This is a genomic window from Arminella tubonensis, from assembly GCF_003240585.1.
GTDB classification, from domain to species: domain Bacteria; phylum Pseudomonadota; class Alphaproteobacteria; order Rhizobiales; family Rhizobiaceae; genus Rhizobium; species Rhizobium tubonense.
In genome coordinates, this window is the sequence record NZ_PCDP01000036.1 from 403,081 (window position 1) to 422,608 (window position 19,528).

Annotated in this window: 21 protein-coding genes; 4 read left to right on the forward strand and 17 right to left on the reverse strand. The window is 59.1% G+C overall.

The genetic code is table 11. From position 1 onward, the window contains the following. Window positions 1–2: 2 nt before the first annotated feature. The 3 genes from purL to CPY51_RS16805 form a co-directional block, all read right to left on the reverse strand. Window positions 3–2,234, reverse strand: coding sequence for a phosphoribosylformylglycinamidine synthase subunit PurL (purL, locus tag CPY51_RS16795; protein ID WP_111161346.1), 2,232 nt, complete (start codon window positions 2,232–2,234; stop codon window positions 3–5). Window positions 2,235–2,361: 127 nt separating this feature from the next. Next, entirely contained in the window at window positions 2,362–2,943 is a 582-nt protein-coding gene (locus CPY51_RS16800; protein ID WP_111161347.1) for an acyloxyacyl hydrolase, read from the reverse strand. Between the two features lie 134 nt (window positions 2,944–3,077). Beyond that, window positions 3,078–4,496, reverse strand: coding sequence for an aminotransferase-like domain-containing protein (locus CPY51_RS16805; protein WP_111161348.1), 1,419 nt, complete (start codon window positions 4,494–4,496; stop codon window positions 3,078–3,080). A gap of 102 nt (window positions 4,497–4,598) precedes the next feature. Here CPY51_RS16805 and CPY51_RS16810 point away from each other — a divergent pair, with 102 nt between their 5' ends. Further along, window positions 4,599–4,844: a DUF1127 domain-containing protein gene (locus CPY51_RS16810; protein WP_244598700.1), complete on the forward strand. Its 246-nt coding sequence runs from the start codon at window positions 4,599–4,601 to the stop codon at window positions 4,842–4,844. An 18-nt stretch (window positions 4,845–4,862) separates the two neighbouring features. Here the strand turns inward: CPY51_RS16810 and CPY51_RS16815 are convergent, their stop codons facing one another. The 7 genes from CPY51_RS16815 to CPY51_RS16845 all read right to left on the reverse strand — a co-directional run bounded on the left by CPY51_RS16815 (window position 4,863) and on the right by CPY51_RS16845 (window position 10,909). Beyond that, window positions 4,863–5,267: a hypothetical protein gene (locus CPY51_RS16815; protein ID WP_111161349.1), complete on the reverse strand. Its 405-nt coding sequence runs from the start codon at window positions 5,265–5,267 to the stop codon at window positions 4,863–4,865. Window positions 5,268–5,397: 130 nt separating this feature from the next. Further along, complete coding sequence (gene purQ, locus CPY51_RS16820; protein ID WP_111161350.1) at window positions 5,398–6,069, reverse strand: phosphoribosylformylglycinamidine synthase subunit PurQ; 672 nt, start codon at window positions 6,067–6,069, stop codon at window positions 5,398–5,400. Beyond that, window positions 6,066–6,323, reverse strand: coding sequence for a hypothetical protein (locus CPY51_RS16825; RefSeq protein ID WP_111161351.1), 258 nt, complete (start codon window positions 6,321–6,323; stop codon window positions 6,066–6,068). Before CPY51_RS16825 ends, purQ begins: the two co-directional genes overlap by 4 nt. A gap of 19 nt (window positions 6,324–6,342) precedes the next feature. Then, window positions 6,343–6,585: a phosphoribosylformylglycinamidine synthase subunit PurS gene (purS, locus tag CPY51_RS16830; RefSeq protein WP_111161352.1), complete on the reverse strand. Its 243-nt coding sequence runs from the start codon at window positions 6,583–6,585 to the stop codon at window positions 6,343–6,345. A gap of 18 nt (window positions 6,586–6,603) precedes the next feature. Continuing rightward, complete coding sequence (purC, locus tag CPY51_RS16835; protein WP_111161353.1) at window positions 6,604–7,368, reverse strand: phosphoribosylaminoimidazolesuccinocarboxamide synthase; 765 nt, start codon at window positions 7,366–7,368, stop codon at window positions 6,604–6,606. 265 nt (window positions 7,369–7,633) lie between these two features. After that, window positions 7,634–10,156 (reverse strand): sensor domain-containing protein, encoded by a 2,523-nt coding sequence (locus CPY51_RS16840; protein ID WP_195909558.1) that lies wholly within the window; start codon window positions 10,154–10,156, stop codon window positions 7,634–7,636. 198 nt (window positions 10,157–10,354) lie between these two features. After that, entirely contained in the window at window positions 10,355–10,909 is a 555-nt protein-coding gene (locus CPY51_RS16845) for an RBBP9/YdeN family alpha/beta hydrolase (RefSeq protein WP_111161433.1), read from the reverse strand. A 260-nt stretch (window positions 10,910–11,169) separates the two neighbouring features. On the opposite strand from CPY51_RS16845, the gene CPY51_RS16850 reads away from it, so the two are divergent. After that, entirely contained in the window at window positions 11,170–11,970 is an 801-nt protein-coding gene (locus CPY51_RS16850) for a DUF2189 domain-containing protein (protein WP_111161354.1), read from the forward strand. Between the two features lie 63 nt (window positions 11,971–12,033). Here CPY51_RS16850 and purB read toward each other — a convergent pair whose 3' ends face one another. The 4 genes from purB to CPY51_RS16870 all read right to left on the reverse strand — a co-directional run bounded on the left by purB (window position 12,034) and on the right by CPY51_RS16870 (window position 15,809). Next, window positions 12,034–13,335 carry an adenylosuccinate lyase gene (gene purB, locus CPY51_RS16855; RefSeq protein ID WP_111161355.1) on the reverse strand — a complete coding sequence of 434 codons (1,302 nt, stop codon included), beginning with the start codon at window positions 13,333–13,335 and terminating at the stop codon, window positions 12,034–12,036. 100 nt (window positions 13,336–13,435) lie between these two features. Then, complete coding sequence (locus CPY51_RS16860; protein WP_111161356.1) at window positions 13,436–13,948, reverse strand: hypothetical protein; 513 nt, start codon at window positions 13,946–13,948, stop codon at window positions 13,436–13,438. Further along, window positions 13,935–14,621, reverse strand: coding sequence for a ribulose-phosphate 3-epimerase (gene rpe, locus CPY51_RS16865; RefSeq protein WP_111161357.1), 687 nt, complete (start codon window positions 14,619–14,621; stop codon window positions 13,935–13,937). Before rpe ends, CPY51_RS16860 begins: the two co-directional genes overlap by 14 nt. Before the next feature lie 105 nt (window positions 14,622–14,726). Continuing rightward, window positions 14,727–15,809 (reverse strand): branched-chain amino acid ABC transporter substrate-binding protein, encoded by a 1,083-nt coding sequence (locus tag CPY51_RS16870; protein ID WP_111161358.1) that lies wholly within the window; start codon window positions 15,807–15,809, stop codon window positions 14,727–14,729. Between the two features lie 168 nt (window positions 15,810–15,977). Here CPY51_RS16870 and CPY51_RS16875 point away from each other — a divergent pair, with 168 nt between their 5' ends. Next, window positions 15,978–16,472, forward strand: a complete 495-nt coding sequence (locus CPY51_RS16875; protein WP_111161359.1) for a flavin reductase — start codon at window positions 15,978–15,980, stop codon at window positions 16,470–16,472. A 26-nt stretch (window positions 16,473–16,498) separates the two neighbouring features. Further along, the gene (locus tag CPY51_RS16880; RefSeq protein ID WP_111161360.1) at window positions 16,499–16,816 is read left to right on the forward strand and encodes a TfoX/Sxy family protein; all 318 of its coding nucleotides are present in this window, start codon (window positions 16,499–16,501) and stop codon (window positions 16,814–16,816) included. A gap of 54 nt (window positions 16,817–16,870) precedes the next feature. Here the strand turns inward: CPY51_RS16880 and CPY51_RS32315 are convergent, their stop codons facing one another. From CPY51_RS32315 to CPY51_RS16895, 3 genes are all read right to left on the reverse strand, one after another. Then, window positions 16,871–17,293: a hypothetical protein gene (locus tag CPY51_RS32315; RefSeq protein WP_146260139.1), complete on the reverse strand. Its 423-nt coding sequence runs from the start codon at window positions 17,291–17,293 to the stop codon at window positions 16,871–16,873. Window positions 17,294–17,476: 183 nt separating this feature from the next. Then, entirely contained in the window at window positions 17,477–17,899 is a 423-nt protein-coding gene (locus tag CPY51_RS16890; protein WP_111161362.1) for an NUDIX domain-containing protein, read from the reverse strand. A 14-nt stretch (window positions 17,900–17,913) separates the two neighbouring features. Beyond that, entirely contained in the window at window positions 17,914–19,503 is a 1,590-nt protein-coding gene (locus CPY51_RS16895) for a DEAD/DEAH box helicase (protein ID WP_195909551.1), read from the reverse strand. Between the last annotated feature and the right edge of the window lie 25 nt (window positions 19,504–19,528).

Genomic DNA, 19,528 nt, shown 5'->3' on the forward strand with positions numbered 1-19,528 from the left:
GTCTATTCGGCAGCTACAAGAGTACTGCCATCCATGAATTCAGGAAACCATGATTCATGGGCGTCGCGCAACCGATTGACGGGCAAGGACAGGATATCGTCGATCGCAAGCGTGTCGCCGCCGACCTTGCCGAGACGACGGAATGGGATACCGGCGCCCTCGGCGTTTATGCAGACGTAGTCCGCCAGGTCCGGCTTGACCGCGAGCACGTAGCGCGCCTGGTCTTCGCCGAAGAGCAGGGCATGTGCCGGGCCCTTGCATTCCGACAGATCGATCTGCAGGCCCTTGTCCGAAGCCATGGCCATTTCGGCGAGCGTCAGTGCGAGACCGCCGGAGGAGATGTCATGGCACGCGGTAACCTGGCCGTTGCGAATGGCGGAGCGGACGAAATCGCCGTTGCGACGTTCGGCGAAGAGATCAACTGACGGGGCAGGGCCGTTGATTTCTCCGAGGATGTCGCGGAGATAGATCGACGAGCCGAGGTGGCTGCCGTCGACACCGATCATCAGGATGTGATCGCCTTCGGAGGCGCTGCCGATACGGGCCATCTTGCTCCAGTCTGGCAGGAGCCCGACGCCAGCAATCGTCGGCGTCGGCAGGATCGCGACGCCGTTGGTCTCGTTGTAGAGCGACACGTTGCCGGAAACGATCGGGAAATCCAGCGCTCGGCAGGCTTCGCCGATACCGCGGATGGCGCCGACAAGTTGCCCCATGATCTCCGGTTTTTCGGGATTGCCGAAATTGAGATTGTCGGTCGCAGCCAGCGGCTCTGCGCCGGTTGCCGTGATGTTGCGCCAGCATTCGGCTACGGCCTGCTTGCCGCCCTCGAACGGGTCGGCCTCGACGTAACGCGGCGTCACATCCGAGGAGAAGGCGAGCGCCTTTGTCGGATGGCCCTCGACGCGGACGACACCGGCGTCGCCGCCGGGAAGCTGCAGCGAGTTGCCCTGGATCAGCGTATCATATTGCTCATACACCCAGCGACGGCTGGACTGGTTGGCCGATCCTACGAGTTTCAGCACGGTCTGGCCATAATCCGCGGGTGCCGGGACCAGATTGGCGGGAAGGGCGGCACGTTTGTCGGCCTCTCGCCACGGCCGGTCATATTCCGGCGCCTGGTCGCCGAGATCCTTGATCGGCAGGTTGGCGACTTCCTCGCCCTGATGGAGGACGCGGAAACGCAGGTCGTCGGTGGTCTTGCCGACGATCGCGAAATCAAGGCCCCACTTGACGAAAATTGCCTTGGCTTCCCCCTCCTTCTCAGGCTGGAGGACCATGAGCATGCGCTCCTGGCTCTCGGACAGCATCATCTCATAGGCGGTCATCCGCTCTTCGCGGACGGGCACCTTGTCGAGATCGAGCTCAATGCCGAGGTCGCCCTTGGCGCCCATCTCGACGGCCGAGCACGTCAGGCCGGCAGCACCCATGTCCTGGATGGCGATGACGGCGCCGGTCTGCATCAGTTCCAGGCAGGCTTCCAGCAGGCACTTTTCGGTGAAGGGATCGCCGACCTGGACGGTTGGGCGCTTTTCCTCGATCTGCTCGTCGAATTCCGCCGATGCCATCGTGGCACCGCCAACACCATCGCGGCCGGTCTTGGCGCCGAGGTAGACGACGGGCAGACCGACGCCCTTTGCCTCGGACAGGAAGATGGCATTGGACTTTGCCAGGCCGGCTGCAAACGCGTTGACAAGGATGTTGCCATTGTAGCGGGCGTCGAATTCGACCTCGCCGCCGATTGTGGGCACGCCGAAGGAATTGCCGTAGCCGCCGACGCCGGCGACAACGCCTGAGACGAGATGGCGCGTCTTTGGATGGTCCGGCTCGCCGAAGCGGAGCGCGTTCATAGCGGCGATGGGGCGCGCGCCCATGGTGAAGACGTCACGCAGAATGCCGCCGACGCCGGTCGCCGCGCCCTGGTAGGGTTCGATATAGGACGGGTGGTTGTGGCTCTCCATCTTGAAGACTACGCAATCGCCGTCATCGATATCGACCACGCCGGCATTTTCGCCCGGCCCCTGGATAACGCGGGTGCCCTTGGTTGGCAGCGTGCGCAGCCACTTCTTCGAGGATTTGTAGGAGCAGTGCTCATTCCACATTGCCGAGAAGATGCCGAGCTCGGTGAATGTCGGCTCGCGGCCGATCAGATCCAGGATACGCTGATACTCGTCGGGCTTGAGGCCATGAGAGGCCACGAGTTCGGGGGTGATCTGGATCGAGTTGGAAAGTGTCATGAGCGCTTGGGAGTCCTTGGCCGAAAGGGTTTAGGGGTCTCTTTAGCGCATGTGAACCGGTCGTGCGACAGGAAAATGGCCGCCATTCACAGCGGCGGCCATCAGGCATGCAATCGGATTTCGGAAATCAGAACTTGTAGCCGACCATGAGACCGGCGCGGGTCATGCCGCCGTTTGGGCCGTCGCAGAGATTGGCATGCGATGAGTGTGCCACCTGCGCCATTAGGCTCCAGTGATTGTCGAAATTATAACCGGCGCCAACATATTCGTGGAAGAGCAGGTGACAGCCGAGCTTGGGGCCATCGTTTTCATCAGTGAGATTGCCGTTGTGAACCACGCCGCCAAAGCCGGCCTCGGTAAAGACCTTGCTCGAATAGGTCATGGTCCAGGAGAGGCCGCTGTAGAGCTGGCTTGCTGATCCGCCTGTCCCGATCGAGGTGCCGAGATGAATACGTGGATGCGACAGTTGCTCTTTCCAATCGCCGGCCGGGTCATAGCCGAACGGATTGAACAGCACCTGGACCTCTGGGAACACACCACTTTCGTGGTCATGTCCGGTCTGGATCGATCCACTGGCGCCAAATCGCATTTCGTCGAATATCTTGGTGTCGCCGGCAACTGCCGGCTGGTTCGCGAACGGGCCCAACAAGGCAAATACCGAAACTGCCGCCGCCGAAAAACGTCGGCCGAATCTGACCCGTTGGTGCATGAAAAGAATCCCCCGAATCTCTGCGAATCGCGCACGTATTAGCTAATTGGTAGCATCAAGAAGGGGGAGGTAAAGAAGGTGCGTAAGCATATTATTCTTTTCGAATTCTATGCGGCTAAACTGCAACAGTTGTGTCAGCTATAGCTGTCGTAACTCGCAGAGCCGTTTTCCAGTAACCTTCGGAGCGTCATGAAGCCAGCTGTTACTTCTTCTCTGCTCTGCGGCGAGGAGAAGGCGACGCGAATGCGATAGTAAGCCTTCTCCGTTCGTGCAGCTTTGAACTCGTCCTCGTCGTCGACAAGAACGCCTGCAGCGAGCGCAGCGTTCTTGAAAGTGCCGGACAGCCAGGGTTCCGGCAGCTTCAGCCACAGAAACGGCACATGCGGGTCCGACTGGAATTCGAATCCGGCAAATGCCTCTCGTGCGATCGCCTCGCGAGCGCGTATTTCCTCGACGGCTTTTCGGCGAAGCACCGGCGCGTGGCCGCTGAGGACGAGGCGGGCGCCTGTTTCTGCCAGGATGAAGGGCAGTCCGCCCGTGGTCATCTTGTGGGTGACCTTGACCCGCTGGGCAAAATGCGGCGGGCAGGCGACCCATCCGCCACGCAGGCCCGCAGTTACTGATTTTGACAGGCCGCTTACCAGAAAGGTCCGCTCAGGCGCGATACTTGCCAATAGCGGGTTCGCGTCTTCCGTCATACCGCCATAGATATCGTCCTCGATCAGCCACACGCTATGGCGCCGCGCGATGGCGGCGATTGCGCGGCGCCGTACCTCCGGCATGGTCGTCAGGGTGGGATTGTGCGCCGTCGGCATCAGGAAGGCGAGGCGAGGATGTTGCTGCTGGCAAAGACGCTCGAAATCGTCGGGGATCATGCCGTGTTCGTCCGAGTCGACGAGGATGGAACGGCGGCCCAGCAGCCGTGCGGCACGGCTGACCTGCGTGTAGGTCAGGGTCTCGAAGACGATCTTGTCGCCGGGCGACGTTACCGCAGAAATGACCGCGATGGCGGCTGCGTGCGCGCCAAGTGTCGGCACGATATTCTCGACCGCGGCCTGCCAGCCATTGCGACTTAGCCATATCTGGCCGGCCTGATACCAGCTGGCGGGGAAGCTGCGGGAATAGGACGATATTTCCACGCGGCGATCACGGCTGATGTCGGCAAAAAGCTGACCGATGATTTCACCCTGGCCAATGTCCGGTGCCGCGGTGGTATCGAAGCGGATACTGGCGACCGGTGCGTCGACGCCACGCGTCCCGGAGAGCGCCTGGGTTATCGGGTCGATCTGTTGAATTGGCTGGCTGTTGCTGCGATCGAGCACATAGGTGCCGCGTCCGACCTCGCCCGCCACGAGCCCACGTTCGTGCACCAACGCATAGGCTCGACTGATTGTCCCTATTGTCACCCCGATGTCGAAAGCGAGATTGCGTTGCGGTGGCAGCTTCGCACCCGGCGGCAATACGCCGTGCGATATGGCGGTCTCTATGCTGTCGGCGACCCGGATATAAACCGGCCCGCTTCCGTTCGATATGTCAGGAAGCCAATTTGTCATGGTGACAATCGATAGATTGAATAGCAATCAGAGTCAATATTAGAAGAAAATGCACCGCAAAGCTAGTCTGCGGCGTAGTTCGACTAATTGGTGGTCAGTAAAATGGGTACAATAGATACAATGTCTTCCGATGAAGAGCATCTCCGCCTGTCAGGCTCGATCGGCGTTGCGGGTTGGAAGTCGATGCGTGCCATCGCCTCCTGGCTCCTTGAGGAAGCCAGGATCTGGGCGAGCAAGCGCGCGAGCCGGAAGGTGCTGCGGGATCTAACCGACGGTGAATTACTCGACATCGGGCTCACCCGCAGCGAGGCGAACCGCGAAGTGAACAGGTCGTTTTTCTGGGATTGATGCCTACCGAAGGCGGTATCAGCAGCTCTTCGCGCCGCCCGCCCAGCGATTGACGTCGTTGGTGATCCGAGCGGATGCCGGGCCGCTCATCATCGGACCGAAGGCCTCCATCCTTGCCGGGTTACCCTCGGCCTGCACGACAAGCAGCGGACGTCCTGCAGGATTGCTGCGTGGAACGACGAGGATACGTGGGCGACCCGTGTAGGAATTGAGCTCCGGTGCCAACGAGTAACTTGCGAATGCCGGATCGGAAGACTTGAACCAGCAGCCGTTGGCACTGACGGCCACTCGTTCCATCGTCGACAAAGCGCTGTGAGCATCTGTGGTGACGATCGGCGCTTTTGACTGGCAGGATGCAATAAGCGTAGCCAGGGCGGCGACGGCAGAGGCGGCGTAGAAACGGCTGGAAAGGCTGAAGCGCATCGATTTATCTTTCGTCAGGCAGGAGTTGGATGCTCGTAGAGCAAGGCGGCAAAAAGGGGAATCCCTTTCCGCCACTGTCGTTCGACGAATGAACGTCGTTTGCGTTCTCTGGAATTGACGGTTGAATACCTCAGGCCGCTATCACGTCGAGCGCCGAGGCGAAAAGTCCGCGGCCATCTGAACCGCCGTGAGCGGATTCGATGAGATTCTCGGGATGCGGCATCATACCAAGCACGTTGCCCCTGGCGTTTATGACGGCCGCGATGTCGTTCATCGAGCCATTCGGGTTGGTGCCTTCGGCATAGCGGAACACGACCTGGCCATTGCCTTCGATCGTGGACAGGGTCTCGCTATCGGCGAAGTAGTTGCCGTCGTGATGGGCAATCGGGCAGCGGATGATCTGACCCTTGGAATAGGCACGCGTGAAGTCCGTCTCGGCATTGGCGACTTCGAGTTTGATTTCCTTGCAGACGAACTTGAGCGAGGCGTTGCGCATCAAGGCGCCTGGCAGCATGCCTGCTTCGACCAGAATCTGGAAACCGTTGCAGACGCCGAGAACCTTCACGCCTTTGTCGGCCTTCTCCCTGATTGCCTGCATGACCGGCATGCGTGCAGCAATCGCGCCACAGCGCAGGTAGTCGCCGTACGAAAATCCACCGGGAATGACGATCAGGTCGACATCGGGGATTTCCGTCTCGGTCTGCCAGACGGTGACTGGAGCCTTGCCCGAAATCTTGGTCAGCGCCGCGATCATGTCGCGGTCACGATTGAGGCCTGGAAGTTGGACGACGGCTGATTTCATGGGTGCGGTTCAAACCTTGCTTGTGCTTCTGCGAGTTCGCGCAGTTCCAGACGATTTTCGATGCGATCGAGGCGATCCAGGATTTGCGTATTGACCGAATGCAGGTTGTTTATGTCACCCTGCATGACATGCATATGGTTGCGAAGGCCGTTTATATCGTTTCGCATATCGCGTTGGCCCTCTTTCAAAGAGGAGATATCAGCCTGAATCCTTCTGAGAATCTCAAAAAGCAGATCTTGATTCAATTCAGTCATCCGGCTTTCTCCACAACCTTCAGTCGAGAGAAATCGTATAGTTCTCGATCACCGTGTTTGCGAGGAGTTTTTCGCACATTGCCTTGATGTCGGCTTCGGCGCGGGTTTTGTCGACGCCGTCGAGCGTAAGGTCGAATACCTTGCCCTGCCGGATCTGGTCGACGCCTTCGAAGCCGAGCGCGCCGAGCGCTCCTTCTATAGCCTTGCCCTGGGGATCGAGAACGCCGTTCTTCAGCGTGACTGTTACGCGAGCCTTGATCACGATTGTCCTTTCGTGCCTTTACTTGACGAGAACAGGGCCGGTGCCGCGCACAGGCTCGTTTTCATTGATGATACCGAGACGGCGCGCAACTTCGGAATAGGCTTCCAGAAGCCCGCCCAGGTCGCGGCGAAAGCGGTCCTTGTCCATCTTCTCATGGGTTTCGACGTCCCAAAGACGGCAGGAATCAGGCGAGATCTCGTCTGCTAGGATAATGCGCATCATGTCACCTTCAAACAGGCGGCCGCATTCGATCTTGAAGTCGACGAGCTGGATGCCAACGCCGAGGAAGAGGCCGGTCATGAAGTCGTTGACACGGATGGCGAGCGCCATGATGTCATCGAGTTCTGCAGGGTTCGCCCATCCGAAAGCCGTGATGTGCTCTTCCGAAACCATCGGGTCGTTCAGCGCATCGGACTTGTAGTAGAACTCGATGATCGAACGCGGCAGGACTACGCCTTCCTCGATGCCGAGGCGCTGCGCAAGCGAACCGGCGGCGACATTGCGCACGACGATCTCAAGCGGAATCATCTCCACTTCCTTGATCAGCTGCTCGCGCATGTTGAGGCGGCGGATAAAGTGTGTGGGAATGCCGATCTTGTTCAGATGGCTGAATATATATTCGCAAATGCGGTTGTTCAGAACGCCCTTGCCGTCGATGACTTCATGCTTTTTCTTGTTGAACGCGGTGGCGTCATCCTTGAAAAACTGAATCAATGTTCCCGGCTCAGGTCCTTCATACAGGATCTTGGCCTTGCCTTCGTAGATACGGCGGCGACGGTTCATCTTGTTATTCTCTGTAGTTGGCGCCCTTGGGACAGCGCAAGTGGATCGATCTCTGGGCGTCCCCATAAAGGAAAAGAAGGGAATTCACAATCCGCCCGTGCCTCCTTCCGAGGGATTCCGCCGTGGGGCATTTATCGCAACGAGAATCGCAAGCTTTCTTAGGCTGTTCTACAGGCTTTTGTTTGACGATGGAATGAACCGTCGGGAATACTTCACAGACTTACGGAACTATCCCGCAATAGCCGGCACCGAATATGGATCTCGTTCAGCGCAATGCGCGCTTCAATTCCTGCTGGATAACCCGGGCGCCGCGATCATTGGCGCGCCAGCTTTCGCCACGAATGAAGGCTGGGATGTCGGCTGCCGCCATGGGACGGGCGAGGGCATAGCCCTGGAGATTATCGCATCCGAGCTCGGCAAGGATATGGGCATGATGCATAGTCTCAACGCCCTCCGCCGTCACACGGATGCCGAGCGAGCGGCCGATCTCGATGATGGAGCCGACGAGACGTCGCTGTTCGGCGGATTGCGGCAGCGGCTTGATCAGTTCACGGTCGATCTTCAGCGTCTTCGGGCTCAGCCTCAGCAGGCTGACGATCGACGCGTGTCCCGTGCCGAAGTCATCAATCTCGATGTCGACGCCAAGCTTCTTCAGCTGCTTGAGGTTGGCGATCGAGGCATCGTTGCATTCCTCCAGCGAAATGGATTCCAGCAATTCGAAGGAGACAGTTCCGGGCTTGATCTTCAGTGCACGGATGGTCTTTGCAAGTGCCGGGTCGGCTAGGCGGCGGGCGGACACGTTGACTGAAATCTTCGGAATATCGACGCCTGCCTCGCACCATTGGCGATGGTCGGCAAGCGCCTGCTGCAGCACTAGAGCGTCCAGGGTAGCCACGACATCGAGATCTTCGGCAATCGACAGGAAGCGGTCCGGGCCGAGAAGGCCGCGGACGGGATGATTCCAGCGTATCAAGGCTTCCGTCCCGACGACGTCAAGCGACCGCGCGCAGAATTGCGGCTGATAGAACGGCACGAATTCGTGGCGCTCGATGCCGAGCAGGATCTCATCCGAGAGGCGCTTTGTGGTGACGATGTGATGCTGGGCGTCAAGGGAGAAGAACTCATGTCGGTTGCGGCCACCGCCTTTGGCGCGGTAGAGAGCGATATCGGCATTGAGCAGCAATTGCTTGGCATCGAGGGTAGGGCCGCTATCGCAGGCGATGCCGATACTGGCGCCGAACCGGCAGTCATGGGTTTCATAGCGAACGGGCCTGCGGAGCTCGCGAATAATGTGGGCGGCGAGCGCGGATATCTTCTTGGAGAAGCGATCGTACTTGCAGACAGCCACGAATTCGTCGCCACCGATCCTCGCCACGAAATCGCCACTGCCGACGTTGCTTCGCAGGACGTCCGCGGCGTGCTTCAGCATCATATCGCCGGCGCGATGGCCAAGCGTGTCGTTGATCTGTTTGAAGCGGTCGAGGTCGATGTGGAGAATGACCAGCATTGAACCATCCGCCTTGCATTCGGCCGAACGCTGCTCCAGCGTCTTGTCGAGATAGCGGCGGTTCGGCAGGCCAGTCAAATGATCGTGCAGGGCGATGTGCTCGATCTGCTCCTTGGCCGTCTCAAGCTCAAGATTGCGCGCCTCGGCAAGATCCTTGGAGCGCTTAAGTTCGTCCCGCAAAGCGACCTCGGCCGTCACATCCCAATTGGCACCGATCATCTTGCGGCGGCCGCGGTCATCGACAAAAGGTGCTGCGCGGGCACGGATGACGCGCTCTTTCTTGTCCGGGCGGATGATGCGGAATTCGTGCATGAATGCGTCGTCGCTTTCAAGATGGGCGTCGACACGCTTCAGTACCCGGTCCCGGTCTTCCGGATGTAGCGTCGTCTCCCAAAAGTCGCCGGTCTTGATGCTCGGCGTTCCTTCCAGGCCATAGATCGACATCAATCTGTCGTCCCACTCGACTTCGTCTTTTTCGATATCTGCCTCGAATACGCCGATCCTTGAAATCTCGAGCGCCAGATTCAATCGCCGTGACGTGTTTGCCAACAGCTCTTCGGCCAGTTTTCGCTGGGTGATATCGGCGTCGGTGCCGATGATACGGGTGGGAATGCCGTCCTCATTCCATTCGACGCAGGCACCGCGGCATTCGATCCAGATCCAGTGGCCATCCTTGTGGCGCTCACGATAGCTGAAAGCGCTATAGTTGAGATCACCTGCATTCTGACGCTCGATGGCCGCCAGAACATAGGTCCGGTCATCCGGGTGAACGTTGAGAATCCAGTTGTCGAGAGCGGCGTTGAACTCTGCGTCTGAGACGTAGCCGCGGATTTTTCGCCACGTCTCGGAATAGATCATTCGGCCGTTGGTGAAATCATGGTCCCAGACGCCAAGCTCGGAACTGATCAGAGCGGAGTTCCACCGCGCTTCCCGTTCTCGGAGGTCATCGTGCTCCTGCTTTTCGCGATCGACGTCGGCAAACTGGAGGAAGGCCAAAGCTTCGGCCGTCTCCCAATCCGCCGGTGGTGAGAAGAATGTCGGCTTTACCCAGAGGCTTTGACGATCCCGACCGAAGATGCGCAGGAGCGACAGATCGGATACTTCGTTGCTGGTCAACCGTTCGAGAGACTGCGAAAAAGCGATGCGGTCTTCGTCGAGCACGAAGGCATCGATGTTTTTTATCTCACTGCTGTCAGGAGGTCCGCAAAGTCGGCAGAAGGCGGTGTTGGCGTAGACGACCCGGCGGCTTTCCAAAGCGAAGGCAACGGTTGCCACCGGCATTTCATGCAAAATGCCGAAAGGGTCCGTCGAAACATTGGGAAAGAGCGGCCGGTCTTTTAGAAACCAAATCAATGGGCACACCTGTGCGAAACTCACTGCAGTGTGCCTGCATTATGTTAAGTAGCTCTTAAGCCCGGATACCGCCGAACATAATTGGCGTTTGTAACCCTATGATGTCGCTCAGAAACTTGACCCGGTTCAAGGCTTCAACTTGCTGAGAAACTGGGCGAATGCCATCGTGCCCTCGGGCCATGGACCATGGCCGGAATCGGCATTGATATGGCCGGCTTCCCCTGCATCCATCAGCACCGATCCCCAGCTGCTGGCGATGTCGTCGGCATGTTCGTAGGTGCCGAAGGGATCGTTTCGACTGGCGATCGTCATGGAAGGGAACGGCAGCGGGTCGCGCGGGTAGGGACCGAACGTCATCAGATGCTTCGGGCGGATATCCGGGTTTGCGACGTCAGGCGGAGCGACGAAGAAGGCGCCGGCGACCGGCTTGCGGAAATGGGGAATCGCATGAAGGACTGAGGGCACGCCGAGCGAGTGCGCTACCAGCACCACCGGCCGCGTTGAGGCATTGACTTCCTCGGCGATCCGCGCGGCCCATTCTTCGCGCACCGGCTTCGACCATTCGGCCTGCTCGACGCGTCGCGCGGTGCTGAGCTTTTGCTCCCAGCGCGTCTGCCAGTGGTCGGGTCCGGAATTGGTGTAGCCGGGGATGATGAGGATATCTGCGTCGGAAGCTTTCATGATCCTGCCGATTTGAGAAATGGGGGCGTAGGAGTCAAGGGAAAACGCGACAAATGCGGCAGAATTTGCTATCGTCTTGACATGCCGGTAGCGGCTGACGACGTCGGCGCGAGATTCGTCCGGGTTTCGAACCGCCTGCCTGGCTGGCCCAATATCCCTCATCACGATGGAGAGAGGGCCTTGAGCGCGTTAAAGATTTGCTGCGTTCCTAGCATGTCGGGAGGATGTGCTTCGCAGCAAGCTCCAGGAGGAGAAGCACAATGGCAGCATTCCATGTCATGGCCGGCGCAGAAAATACATTCGTGCGTCCGGTCGTCCGCAAGATAACGGTAGCCGATATCATCGATTGCTTGAGGCGCGGCCTCGAGGATTTCAGCGAAAAGCCATCTCATTATGTCTTTCTGTGTCTCCTTTATCCGATAGCCGGCATCGTGCTTGCGGCATGGAGTTCCGGGGCAAATCTCCTGCCATTGCTGTTTCCATTGATGTCCGGCTTCGCGCTGCTTGGCCCGCTTGCGGCCATCGGTCTTTATGAGATCAGTCGCAGACGCGAGACCGGGCAGGACACCTCCTGGCGACATGCGTTCGACGTTCGGCATTCGCCAGCGCTGCCCTCGATCATAGCTGTCGGGCTTATGTTGTTTGCACTGTTCATTGCATGGCTCGTTGTCGCGCAAATGATCTATGCAGCCTATTTCGGTGATGCGGTTCCGGCGTCCGTGTCATCCTTCCTGTCAGACGTCCTGACGACGCCTCGGGGCATGTCGCTTATTCTCTGGGGCAATCTGACTGGCCTTGTCTTCGCGGTGATCGTGCTGGCAACTACCGTCGTCGCCTTTCCGCTATTGCTCGACCGGGATGTCGGTGCGGTTGCGGCGGTCGATGCCAGTGTCCGGGCGACCCTTGCCAACCCTATACCCGTGGCGCTTTGGGGCTTGATTGTCGCGGGCCTGCTCGTCCTCGGAACGATACCGATCTTTGCGGGCCTTGCCGTGGTGATGCCGATCCTCGGCCATTCGACCTGGCATCTCTATCGCAAGCTGATCGCTCCGGTCGCCTGAGGTCGACAAAAGCACAAACGCCGCCGGGGTCACCGGGGGCGTTTGTAAGCGTTCACATCTGTATCAACCGAAGACGCGCTTGAAGATCGTGTCGACGTGCTTGGTGTGGTAAGCGAGATCGAATTTCTCGCGGAGTTCCTCTTCCGACAGCGCCGCGCGCACTTCGGTGTCGGCCAGCAGTTCCTCGAGGAAATCCTTGCCCTGTTCCCAGACCTTCATCGCATTGCGCTGAACGAGGCGGTAGGAATCTTCGCGCGAGACACCGGCTTGTGTCAGGGCGAGAAGGACGCGCTGCGAGTGAACAAGTCCGCGGAACTTGTTCAGATTGTTCATCATGTTCTCGGGGTAGACGAGCAATTTATCGATGACGCCGGTCAGGCGTGCCAAGGCGAAGTCGAGGGTGATCGTGCCGTCCGGTCCGATCATGCGCTCGACGGACGAGTGCGAGATGTCGCGCTCGTGCCAGAGTGCCACATTTTCCATGGCCGGAATTGCATAGGAGCGCACCATGCGGGCAAGGCCGGTCAGGTTCTCGGTCAGCACTGGATTGCGCTTGTGCGGCATGGCTGAAGAACCCTTCTGGCCGGGCGAGAAATATTCCTCGGCTTCCAGGACTTCGGTGCGCTGCAGATGGCGGACTTCGGTGGATAGGCGCTCGATGCAGGATGCGACGACGCCGAGAGTTGCGAAATACATCGCATGGCGATCGCGCGGGATTACCTGGGTCGAGACGGGTTCGGGCTTCAGTCCAAGTGCTGCTGCAACATGCTCCTCGACGCGAGGGTCGATGTTGGCGAAGGTGCCGACGGCGCCGGAGATGGCGCAGGTGGCGACTTCCTCGCGGGCAGCAACGAGGCGCGCACGGCAGCGCTCGAACTCGGCATAGGCCAGGGCCATCTTGATGCCGAAAGTGATCGGCTCGGCGTGGATGCCGTGCGAGCGACCGATTGTCACGGTATCCTTGTGTTCGAACGCGCGGCGCTTCAGCGCTTCCAGCAGCTTGTCGACATCGGCGATCAATATATCGGTGGCGCGGACGAGCTGGACATTGAAGCAGGTGTCGAGCACATCGGAAGACGTCATGCCCTGATGCACGAAGCGGGCGTCCGGGCCGACGATTTCCGACAGATGCGTCAGGAAGGCGATGACGTCATGCTTGGTGACGGCTTCGATCTCGTCGATGCGGTCCACGTCGAATGTGGCCTTGCCACCCTTTTCCCAGATTGTTTCAGCTGCAGACTTCGGGATCACGCCGAGTTCGGCGAGGGCGTCGCAGGCATGGGCCTCGATCTCGAACCAGATGCGGAATTTGGTTTCTGGCGACCAGATGGCGACCATTTCCGGTCGGGAGTAGCGCGGGATCATGGGCTCTCAGCTTTCTTCGAAGGCGGGAAGGGAATGCTTTGCGGCCCCTGTAGCAAAGAAGCCGGACAATCTCAACTTGCCGGCCTCATTAAGCGGTGGCTCAACGCGTGCGCCTGGCCAGGTAGAGGCTGGTGACCAGCAGAAACGGCAGGCCGAGCGGCATGAAAAGCCGGCTGCCAAGAACGGCGAACTGATAGACCGCGCTGGCGCCCGTGAACGCGAACTGGAACATCCAGACCAGCGATCCGAAAGGTGCGTGCCAACGCGAATAGAAGATACGGTAGTCCATGGCGAAGAGGAAGGCGGTCATCGCCATCGTGCCGAGCGAAAGCCACAGGACGAAGGCGGCAAAGCGTGTTTCTGTAGGCTTGCTGTAGGCGGAGAACCGAGCGACGGAGATCGAGCAGGGCCAGGCCAGCAACCCGCCCAGGAAATAGAGCACTACCAGATCGAGGGCACTATCCGTCTGCAGTCCGTTACGGCAATAGATAGCAAGACTGGCGGAGAAGGCCATCATCACACCCCAGCAGAGTGCTCCAAGCACCAGCAAGGGCAGGGGCGGTACTGCGGCTGCAAAGCGACCTCGGGGTCTTGCGGGCTCAACTTGCGCCAACGCGGCCTCGTTCCGCTGCAGCGCGCAGGTCACCCACGGTCTTGCGGTAGGCCTCGACCGACTCGCCTTTGAAGATTGCCGATCCGGCGACGAATACGTTGCCGCCGGCGGCAGCGATCATCGGGGCTGTCTCCGTCGTAACGCCGCCATCGACTTCGAGTTCGATCGGGCGATCGCCGATCAGCAATTTTGCGCTCCTGATCTTGTCCGTCATCGCCGGGATGAACTTCTGGCCGCCGAAGCCGGGATTGACCGACATGATCAGGATCAGGTCGACATCATCGAGCACGTTTTCGATCGCGGAAAGCGGCGTTGCCGGATTGAGGGTGACGCCGACTTTCTTGCCGAGATGTCGAATTGTCTGAAGCGAGCGATGGAGATGCGGTCCTGCCTCAGCGTGAACAGTGATCCTGTCGCAACCGGCCTTGGCAAATGCCTCGAGATAGGGGTCGACCGGCGAGATCATCAGGTGGCAGTCGAACACGGCATTGGTATAGGGGCGCAACGACTTGATGACGTCGGGGCCGAAGGAGATATTCGGCACGAAATGACCGTCCATGATGTCGAGATGGATCCAATCGGCGCCGGCCTCGGTCACGTCGCGTACTTCCTGCCCGAGATTGGCGAAGTCTGCGGCGAGGATGGATGGTGCGATGCGGATCGGCAGTGTCATGGGCGGTAGCTCCATCAGTGGCTGTTTCGGTTTGGCTTATCACCCGATCGTGGGGCAAACAACCAAGCGATCGGTAACATCGACGCCCGGCGCAATGCGAGATCGTTAGTCGGTGGCTCCATCTGCCGGCTGGAAATCCTTGCCGTTCCAGCGAAGAACTCGATAGGGATTTGCGGTGAGTTCGTGATTGGCTCCGAAGGCAATGGGCCCAAGCGCGGTTTGCCAGGTCGTACCGATCAGTTTGTCGAGAAGAGGCTTTTTTTCTGCAATCGTAGCTTCGACGACCTGGCTGGCAATCGCAGCGGCGGCGGCTGCGCGCAGCACATAGCCTTCCGGTTCGATGCCCTTGTCGCGCAGGGCCTTGGCTGCGGCAAGTCCCGGCGGAAGCGTCGCGTAGGTGGGAAGGGTGACTGCCTGAACGCCTGCAGCCAAAGCCAGCGGCTGATCTGCGGCGCGCATAGCATCGCCGCCCATGAGTACCAGCGGTATCTTCTCGGCAGCGGCATCTCGGGCAAGGATTGCCACATCGCTGCGGTCGCCGCCGATGAAGACATTGGTTGCGCCAGCTTTCCTTAGCCGGCGTACAAGGCCGATCTGCTGTTCCTGTCCCGGCCGGTAGGTATCGACAAAAACCGGCTTCAGGCCTTGCTCTTCGAGCGCATTGCGCACCGCCTCGACCAGTTCGCGGCCATGGATTGTCCCGTCGTCAATCAGTGCGATCGGCTTTGCAGCCCATTCCCCGATGATGGTTTCGACCACCTTTTTCGCCTCGGCGCTGTCGATCGGGGCCAAGCGGAAGAGCGGCCACCCGTTTTTCAAGGCATCTTCCATCAGGATATGCGAGCGGACGGAGACGGTAATTGCCGGGATGCCTGCATCCTTCAGCTTCGGAAGCGCACCCTCGAGCGTTTCGCTGCAGAGAAAACCGATGGCGATCTGCACCTTGGCCTTGATCAGGGCGTCGGCAACAGCCTGGCCGCTATTTTCCGTGCAGGGCTCGTCGACGGGGACGATGGTGTTCTTGGATGTTTCGGATTCGAAGCCCGCGCCGGCGGTGATTTGAGCGCCGAGCGAGGCATAAGTGCCCATCTGTGGCGCGACGACGCCGATTGTCACCCCGGCGGCATGGCTGCTTCCCGCTGCAAGCAGCAGCGAGACCAGAAGCAGTATGCCACGCACATCGTTCATCGAGCAGGATACCCAGGGAATTTCTCCTGCTCTTTTATCTATCCAGTGCGGCCCGTCAAAGAAAAACCAACGAATTCCGACCGTTTTGTCATCTCCCATTGTAGAAAAGCTAACGCATGGTAGCCATATTGGCTCAAAACGGTAGATCCGGAATGCGGGAGAAGATGGTTGTTGGATAGGCAGCAGATGGACCCGGCGCATTATCGCGATGCCATGAGCCGCTTTGCCGGCCATGTGCAGTTGGTGACGACTGTGCTCGGCAAGGAGCGGCGCGGCGTAACGATCACGGCCGCCTGCTCGGTGTCCGACAATCCGGCAACGGTGCTCATCTGCCTCAACAACAGCAATGCGAAGAACGAGATCTTTTTCCGCAGCGGCATTTTCGCGTTGAATACGCTGGGCGCGCACCATCAAACCTTGGCCGACGCTTTTTCCGGCCGGACGAACCTGACGACGGACGAGCGTTTCGCATCCGGAGACTTCGACACGCTTGTAACCGGCGCCCCGACGCTGGTCGATTCGCTCGCCACCTTCGACTGCCGGGTTAACGAAATCACCCGCGGTTCGACCCACAACATTCTTTTTGGCGAGGTCGTGGCTGTCCGCTTCAGCGAGGCAAGGCCGGCACTGCTCTATATGAACCGCGACTATCACTCACTATAAGCTGTCCGAGCCACAGGATTTCAGCGATGAACAATACCGATATCGAGGAGATGTTTTCGGCGCTCGGACCCGTGACGATCAAGCGGATGTTCGGCGGCAAGGGTATCTATCATATGGGTCGCATCATCGCGATCGAGCTTCGTGACGAGATGATGCTGAAAGTGGATGCCGTCAGCGCGCCAGAGTTCGAGGCGGCCGGCGCCAGGCGCTGGGCCTATGAGGGCAAGAAGGGCAAGGCAGTCAATATGCCCTATTGGTCGATCCCCGAGGATGCCTATGACGATCCCGATATTATGGCGCACTGGGTGCGGCTGGCCTACGAGGCGGCGCTGCGGGCGGAGTGAGGTGTGGGAACCGAGCGAACCGATTTTTCGGCACGCTCGATTTCGTCTGAGTTATCAATCAGGTGCCACAAGATTTTTCGGGGGAGAAGCTTTGTACTGCTTTTCGACGGCGTCCCGTGGCTGCGCGCTATACTGTTGTTTTACGTCCAGATTTTTTTGGGGTACCGAAGTCGACGAGCCCTGAATTACCTTGCCGGAAGGTTGCATGTTCAAAGTATCTTTTTTCGGGCTGAGGCCTTTCACAATCGCCGGGCAACCTTTGGACTTCTTTACATTTCGGCTCGAGCAATCCCAGAGTCCAGTTGTTGTGTCTTTTGACCAAGTCCCGGCCATGCAGAGCATGGTGCAGTCTTTGCCAAAGTCATGCGACTCGTTTACTGCCGCATAGCTGCTCGCGCTAAAGGAAAACATTGCAACTGTTGCAACTGCAGCAAATATAGAAGATTTAATATTTGATTTTGCGGAAATATTATTCATTTATTCCTCACATTAATTTAGAATATTCTTATTTATTTACATTTTTACTTTAAGTCTGGCGAAGTGAACCTTTGATGAACGACCAAACACCGCGCTGCCGTTCCAGCAAGAGATTCCGGGCGCGGGAGCCCTCTGGGTGCCAGCCGATGTCGGGCCAACGAACGCCAGCCATACCGAGGGCGTCTAGTAAAATTCGTCTTCGCTAAGATGAGCGATTGCCGCGCGGGTAAAGGCGGAGAGGGGCGAGGGGAGGTCGTGGGGGCCGAACCAGCCGAATTCGGAAAGTTTGTCGGGCTCGGCAAGACGCGGCTGGCCGCTGAACTCGGAGGTTAGGTAGATCAGCGAAATCCAATGCTGGTTGTCGGCGGCGATGATCTGTTCGGTGGTGCAGAGCAGCTCGACATGACCGACCGTCAGGCCGGTTTCTTCCTCGGCTTCGCGACGCGCTGCCGTTTCAGCCGGCTCCATATGGTCGACCTTGCCGCCGACTATATTCCAATAGCCGGCTTCGGGCGCCTTGAGACGCTTATAGAGGAGCAGCTTGCCATCGCGGAGGATCGCAAGGCCGGTTCCAAGTCCTGGAAAATCGATGCCGGGTTTCCCCATTGGGCCGAAGACCGTTAGGCCTTGGCGCCGGCGCTGGCAACGATCAGCATGAAGGCAGGGATATCTTCGCCGAAGCCGACAGGTGTCGGGCCGTCATCCTGGTCGCGGTGATAACGGGCGCGGCGTTCGCGATTGTCGTCGTTTGCAGCCGGGATGGGCCGGGCATTGTTTCGCGAGCCGTTATGGCCACGGCCATTGTCGTGAGACCTGTTGTTGTCGGACCTGTTGTTTTCGGACTTGCGCTCGTTTCTCACGGTCTCGACCTTTACTGGTGCTGGTATGAATGCGGGTGCTGGTACGGATGCTGCGATTTCGATCGGCTGTTCGACGCGAGTATCCGCCGTATCGATATCAGATTTGTGAACCGGAGCGCTGCGGCCCCTGCCACGGCTGCGATCGCGGTCCTTGTCGCGGCTGCTGCTGGCGCGGCGGGGACGCTCGTTGTCGTTGCCTTCTTCGGCCGGCGGCAAGGCGTTGAGATCGCCGTTCAGCCACTCGATTTTCTGGCCGATGAGCTTCTCGATCGAATCAGTGTGCTTCGTCTCGCGCTTGGTGACAAGCGTAAAGGCGGCGCCGGAGCGACCGGCACGGCCGGTACGGCCGATACGGTGGACGTAATCTTCGGAGTGGATCGGAACGTCGAAATTAAAGACGTGGCCAACATCAGGCAGGTCGAGGCCGCGGGCAGCGACATCGGAGGCGACGAGAAGCTGGATCTGGCCGTCACGGAAATTCTGCAGCATCGTCGTGCGCGAGCGCTGGTCCATGTCGCCGTGCAGCGCGCCGACCGAGAAGCCATGGCGCTCGAGCGAGCGGAAGAGATCAGCCACGTCCTTCTTGCGGTTGCAGAAGATGATGGCGTTCTTCAGGTCCGTCTGGGCGCGGATGAGATCGCGCAGCGTTGCGCGCTTTTCGTAATCCTTGCCGTGAGTTGCGACGAAACGTTGAGTAACTGTTGTCGCAGTCGACGCTGGGAGAGAGACTTCGACACGCTCCGGGTTCTGCAGGAAGCGGTCAGCGAGCTTCTGGATTTCTGCCGGCATCGTTGCCGAGAAGAACAGGGTCTGGCGCGTAAAGGGAATAAGTTTGGCGATGCGCTCGATGTCAGGAATGAAACCCATGTCGAGCATACGGTCGGCTTCGTCGATGACGAAGATCTCGACGGCGCTCATCAGAAGCTTGCCGCGCTCGAAATGGTCGAGCAACCGGCCGGGGGTGCAGATCAGCACGTCGGCGCCGCGCTCAAGCTTGCGGTTCTGGTCCTCGAACGAAACGCCACCGATGAGAAGCGCGATGTTCAGGCGGTGGTTCTTGCCGTATTTCTCGAAGTTTTCCGCAACCTGCGCAGCGAGTTCGCGCGTCGGCTCGAGGATCAGCGTGCGCGGCATGCGTGCCCGGGCGCGTCCGTTCTCGAGAAGGGTCAGCATAGGCAGAACGAAGGAAGCTGTCTTGCCCGTGCCGGTCTGTGCGATGCCGCAGATATCGCGGCGCTGAAGCGCAAACGGAATGGCGCCGGCCTGGATCGGTGTAGGGATGGTGTAGCCCGCGTCGGTGACAGCGGAAAGGACTTTTTGGCTCAGGCCAAGGTCAGCAAATGTGGTCAAAGGGAGGACTGTTTCCGTTCCGGTT

Bases quoted from the DNA above. Each gene is read 5' to 3' on its own strand.
- purB (WP_111161355.1), bottom strand. From the start codon at position 13,335: ATGATCCCGCGCTACTCCCGACCGGAAATGGTCGCCATCTGGTCGCCA.
- purL (WP_111161346.1), bottom strand. From the start codon at position 2,234: ATGACACTTTCCAACTCGATCCAGATCACCCCCGAACTCGTGGCCTCT.
- CPY51_RS16850 (WP_111161354.1), top strand. From the start codon at position 11,170: ATGGCAGCATTCCATGTCATGGCCGGCGCAGAAAATACATTCGTGCGT.
- CPY51_RS16805 (WP_111161348.1), bottom strand. From the start codon at position 4,496: ATGACAAATTGGCTTCCTGACATATCGAACGGAAGCGGGCCGGTTTAT.
- purC (WP_111161353.1), bottom strand. From the start codon at position 7,368: ATGAACCGTCGCCGCCGTATCTACGAAGGCAAGGCCAAGATCCTGTAT.
- CPY51_RS16870 (WP_111161358.1), bottom strand. From the start codon at position 15,809: ATGAACGATGTGCGTGGCATACTGCTTCTGGTCTCGCTGCTGCTTGCA.
- purQ (WP_111161350.1), bottom strand. From the start codon at position 6,069: ATGAAATCAGCCGTCGTCCAACTTCCAGGCCTCAATCGTGACCGCGAC.
- CPY51_RS16810 (WP_244598700.1), top strand. From the start codon at position 4,599: ATGGGTACAATAGATACAATGTCTTCCGATGAAGAGCATCTCCGCCTG.
- CPY51_RS16800 (WP_111161347.1), bottom strand. From the start codon at position 2,943: ATGCACCAACGGGTCAGATTCGGCCGACGTTTTTCGGCGGCGGCAGTT.
- CPY51_RS16815 (WP_111161349.1), bottom strand. From the start codon at position 5,267: ATGCGCTTCAGCCTTTCCAGCCGTTTCTACGCCGCCTCTGCCGTCGCC.
- CPY51_RS16845 (WP_111161433.1), bottom strand. From the start codon at position 10,909: ATGAAAGCTTCCGACGCAGATATCCTCATCATCCCCGGCTACACCAAT.
- CPY51_RS16880 (WP_111161360.1), top strand. From the start codon at position 16,499: ATGAACAATACCGATATCGAGGAGATGTTTTCGGCGCTCGGACCCGTG.
- CPY51_RS16825 (WP_111161351.1), bottom strand. From the start codon at position 6,323: ATGACTGAATTGAATCAAGATCTGCTTTTTGAGATTCTCAGAAGGATT.
- CPY51_RS16840 (WP_195909558.1), bottom strand. From the start codon at position 10,156: ATGCCGGTGGCAACCGTTGCCTTCGCTTTGGAAAGCCGCCGGGTCGTC.
- CPY51_RS16890 (WP_111161362.1), bottom strand. From the start codon at position 17,899: ATGGGGAAACCCGGCATCGATTTTCCAGGACTTGGAACCGGCCTTGCG.
- CPY51_RS32315 (WP_146260139.1), bottom strand. From the start codon at position 17,293: ATGAATAATATTTCCGCAAAATCAAATATTAAATCTTCTATATTTGCT.
- rpe (WP_111161357.1), bottom strand. From the start codon at position 14,621: ATGACACTGCCGATCCGCATCGCACCATCCATCCTCGCCGCAGACTTC.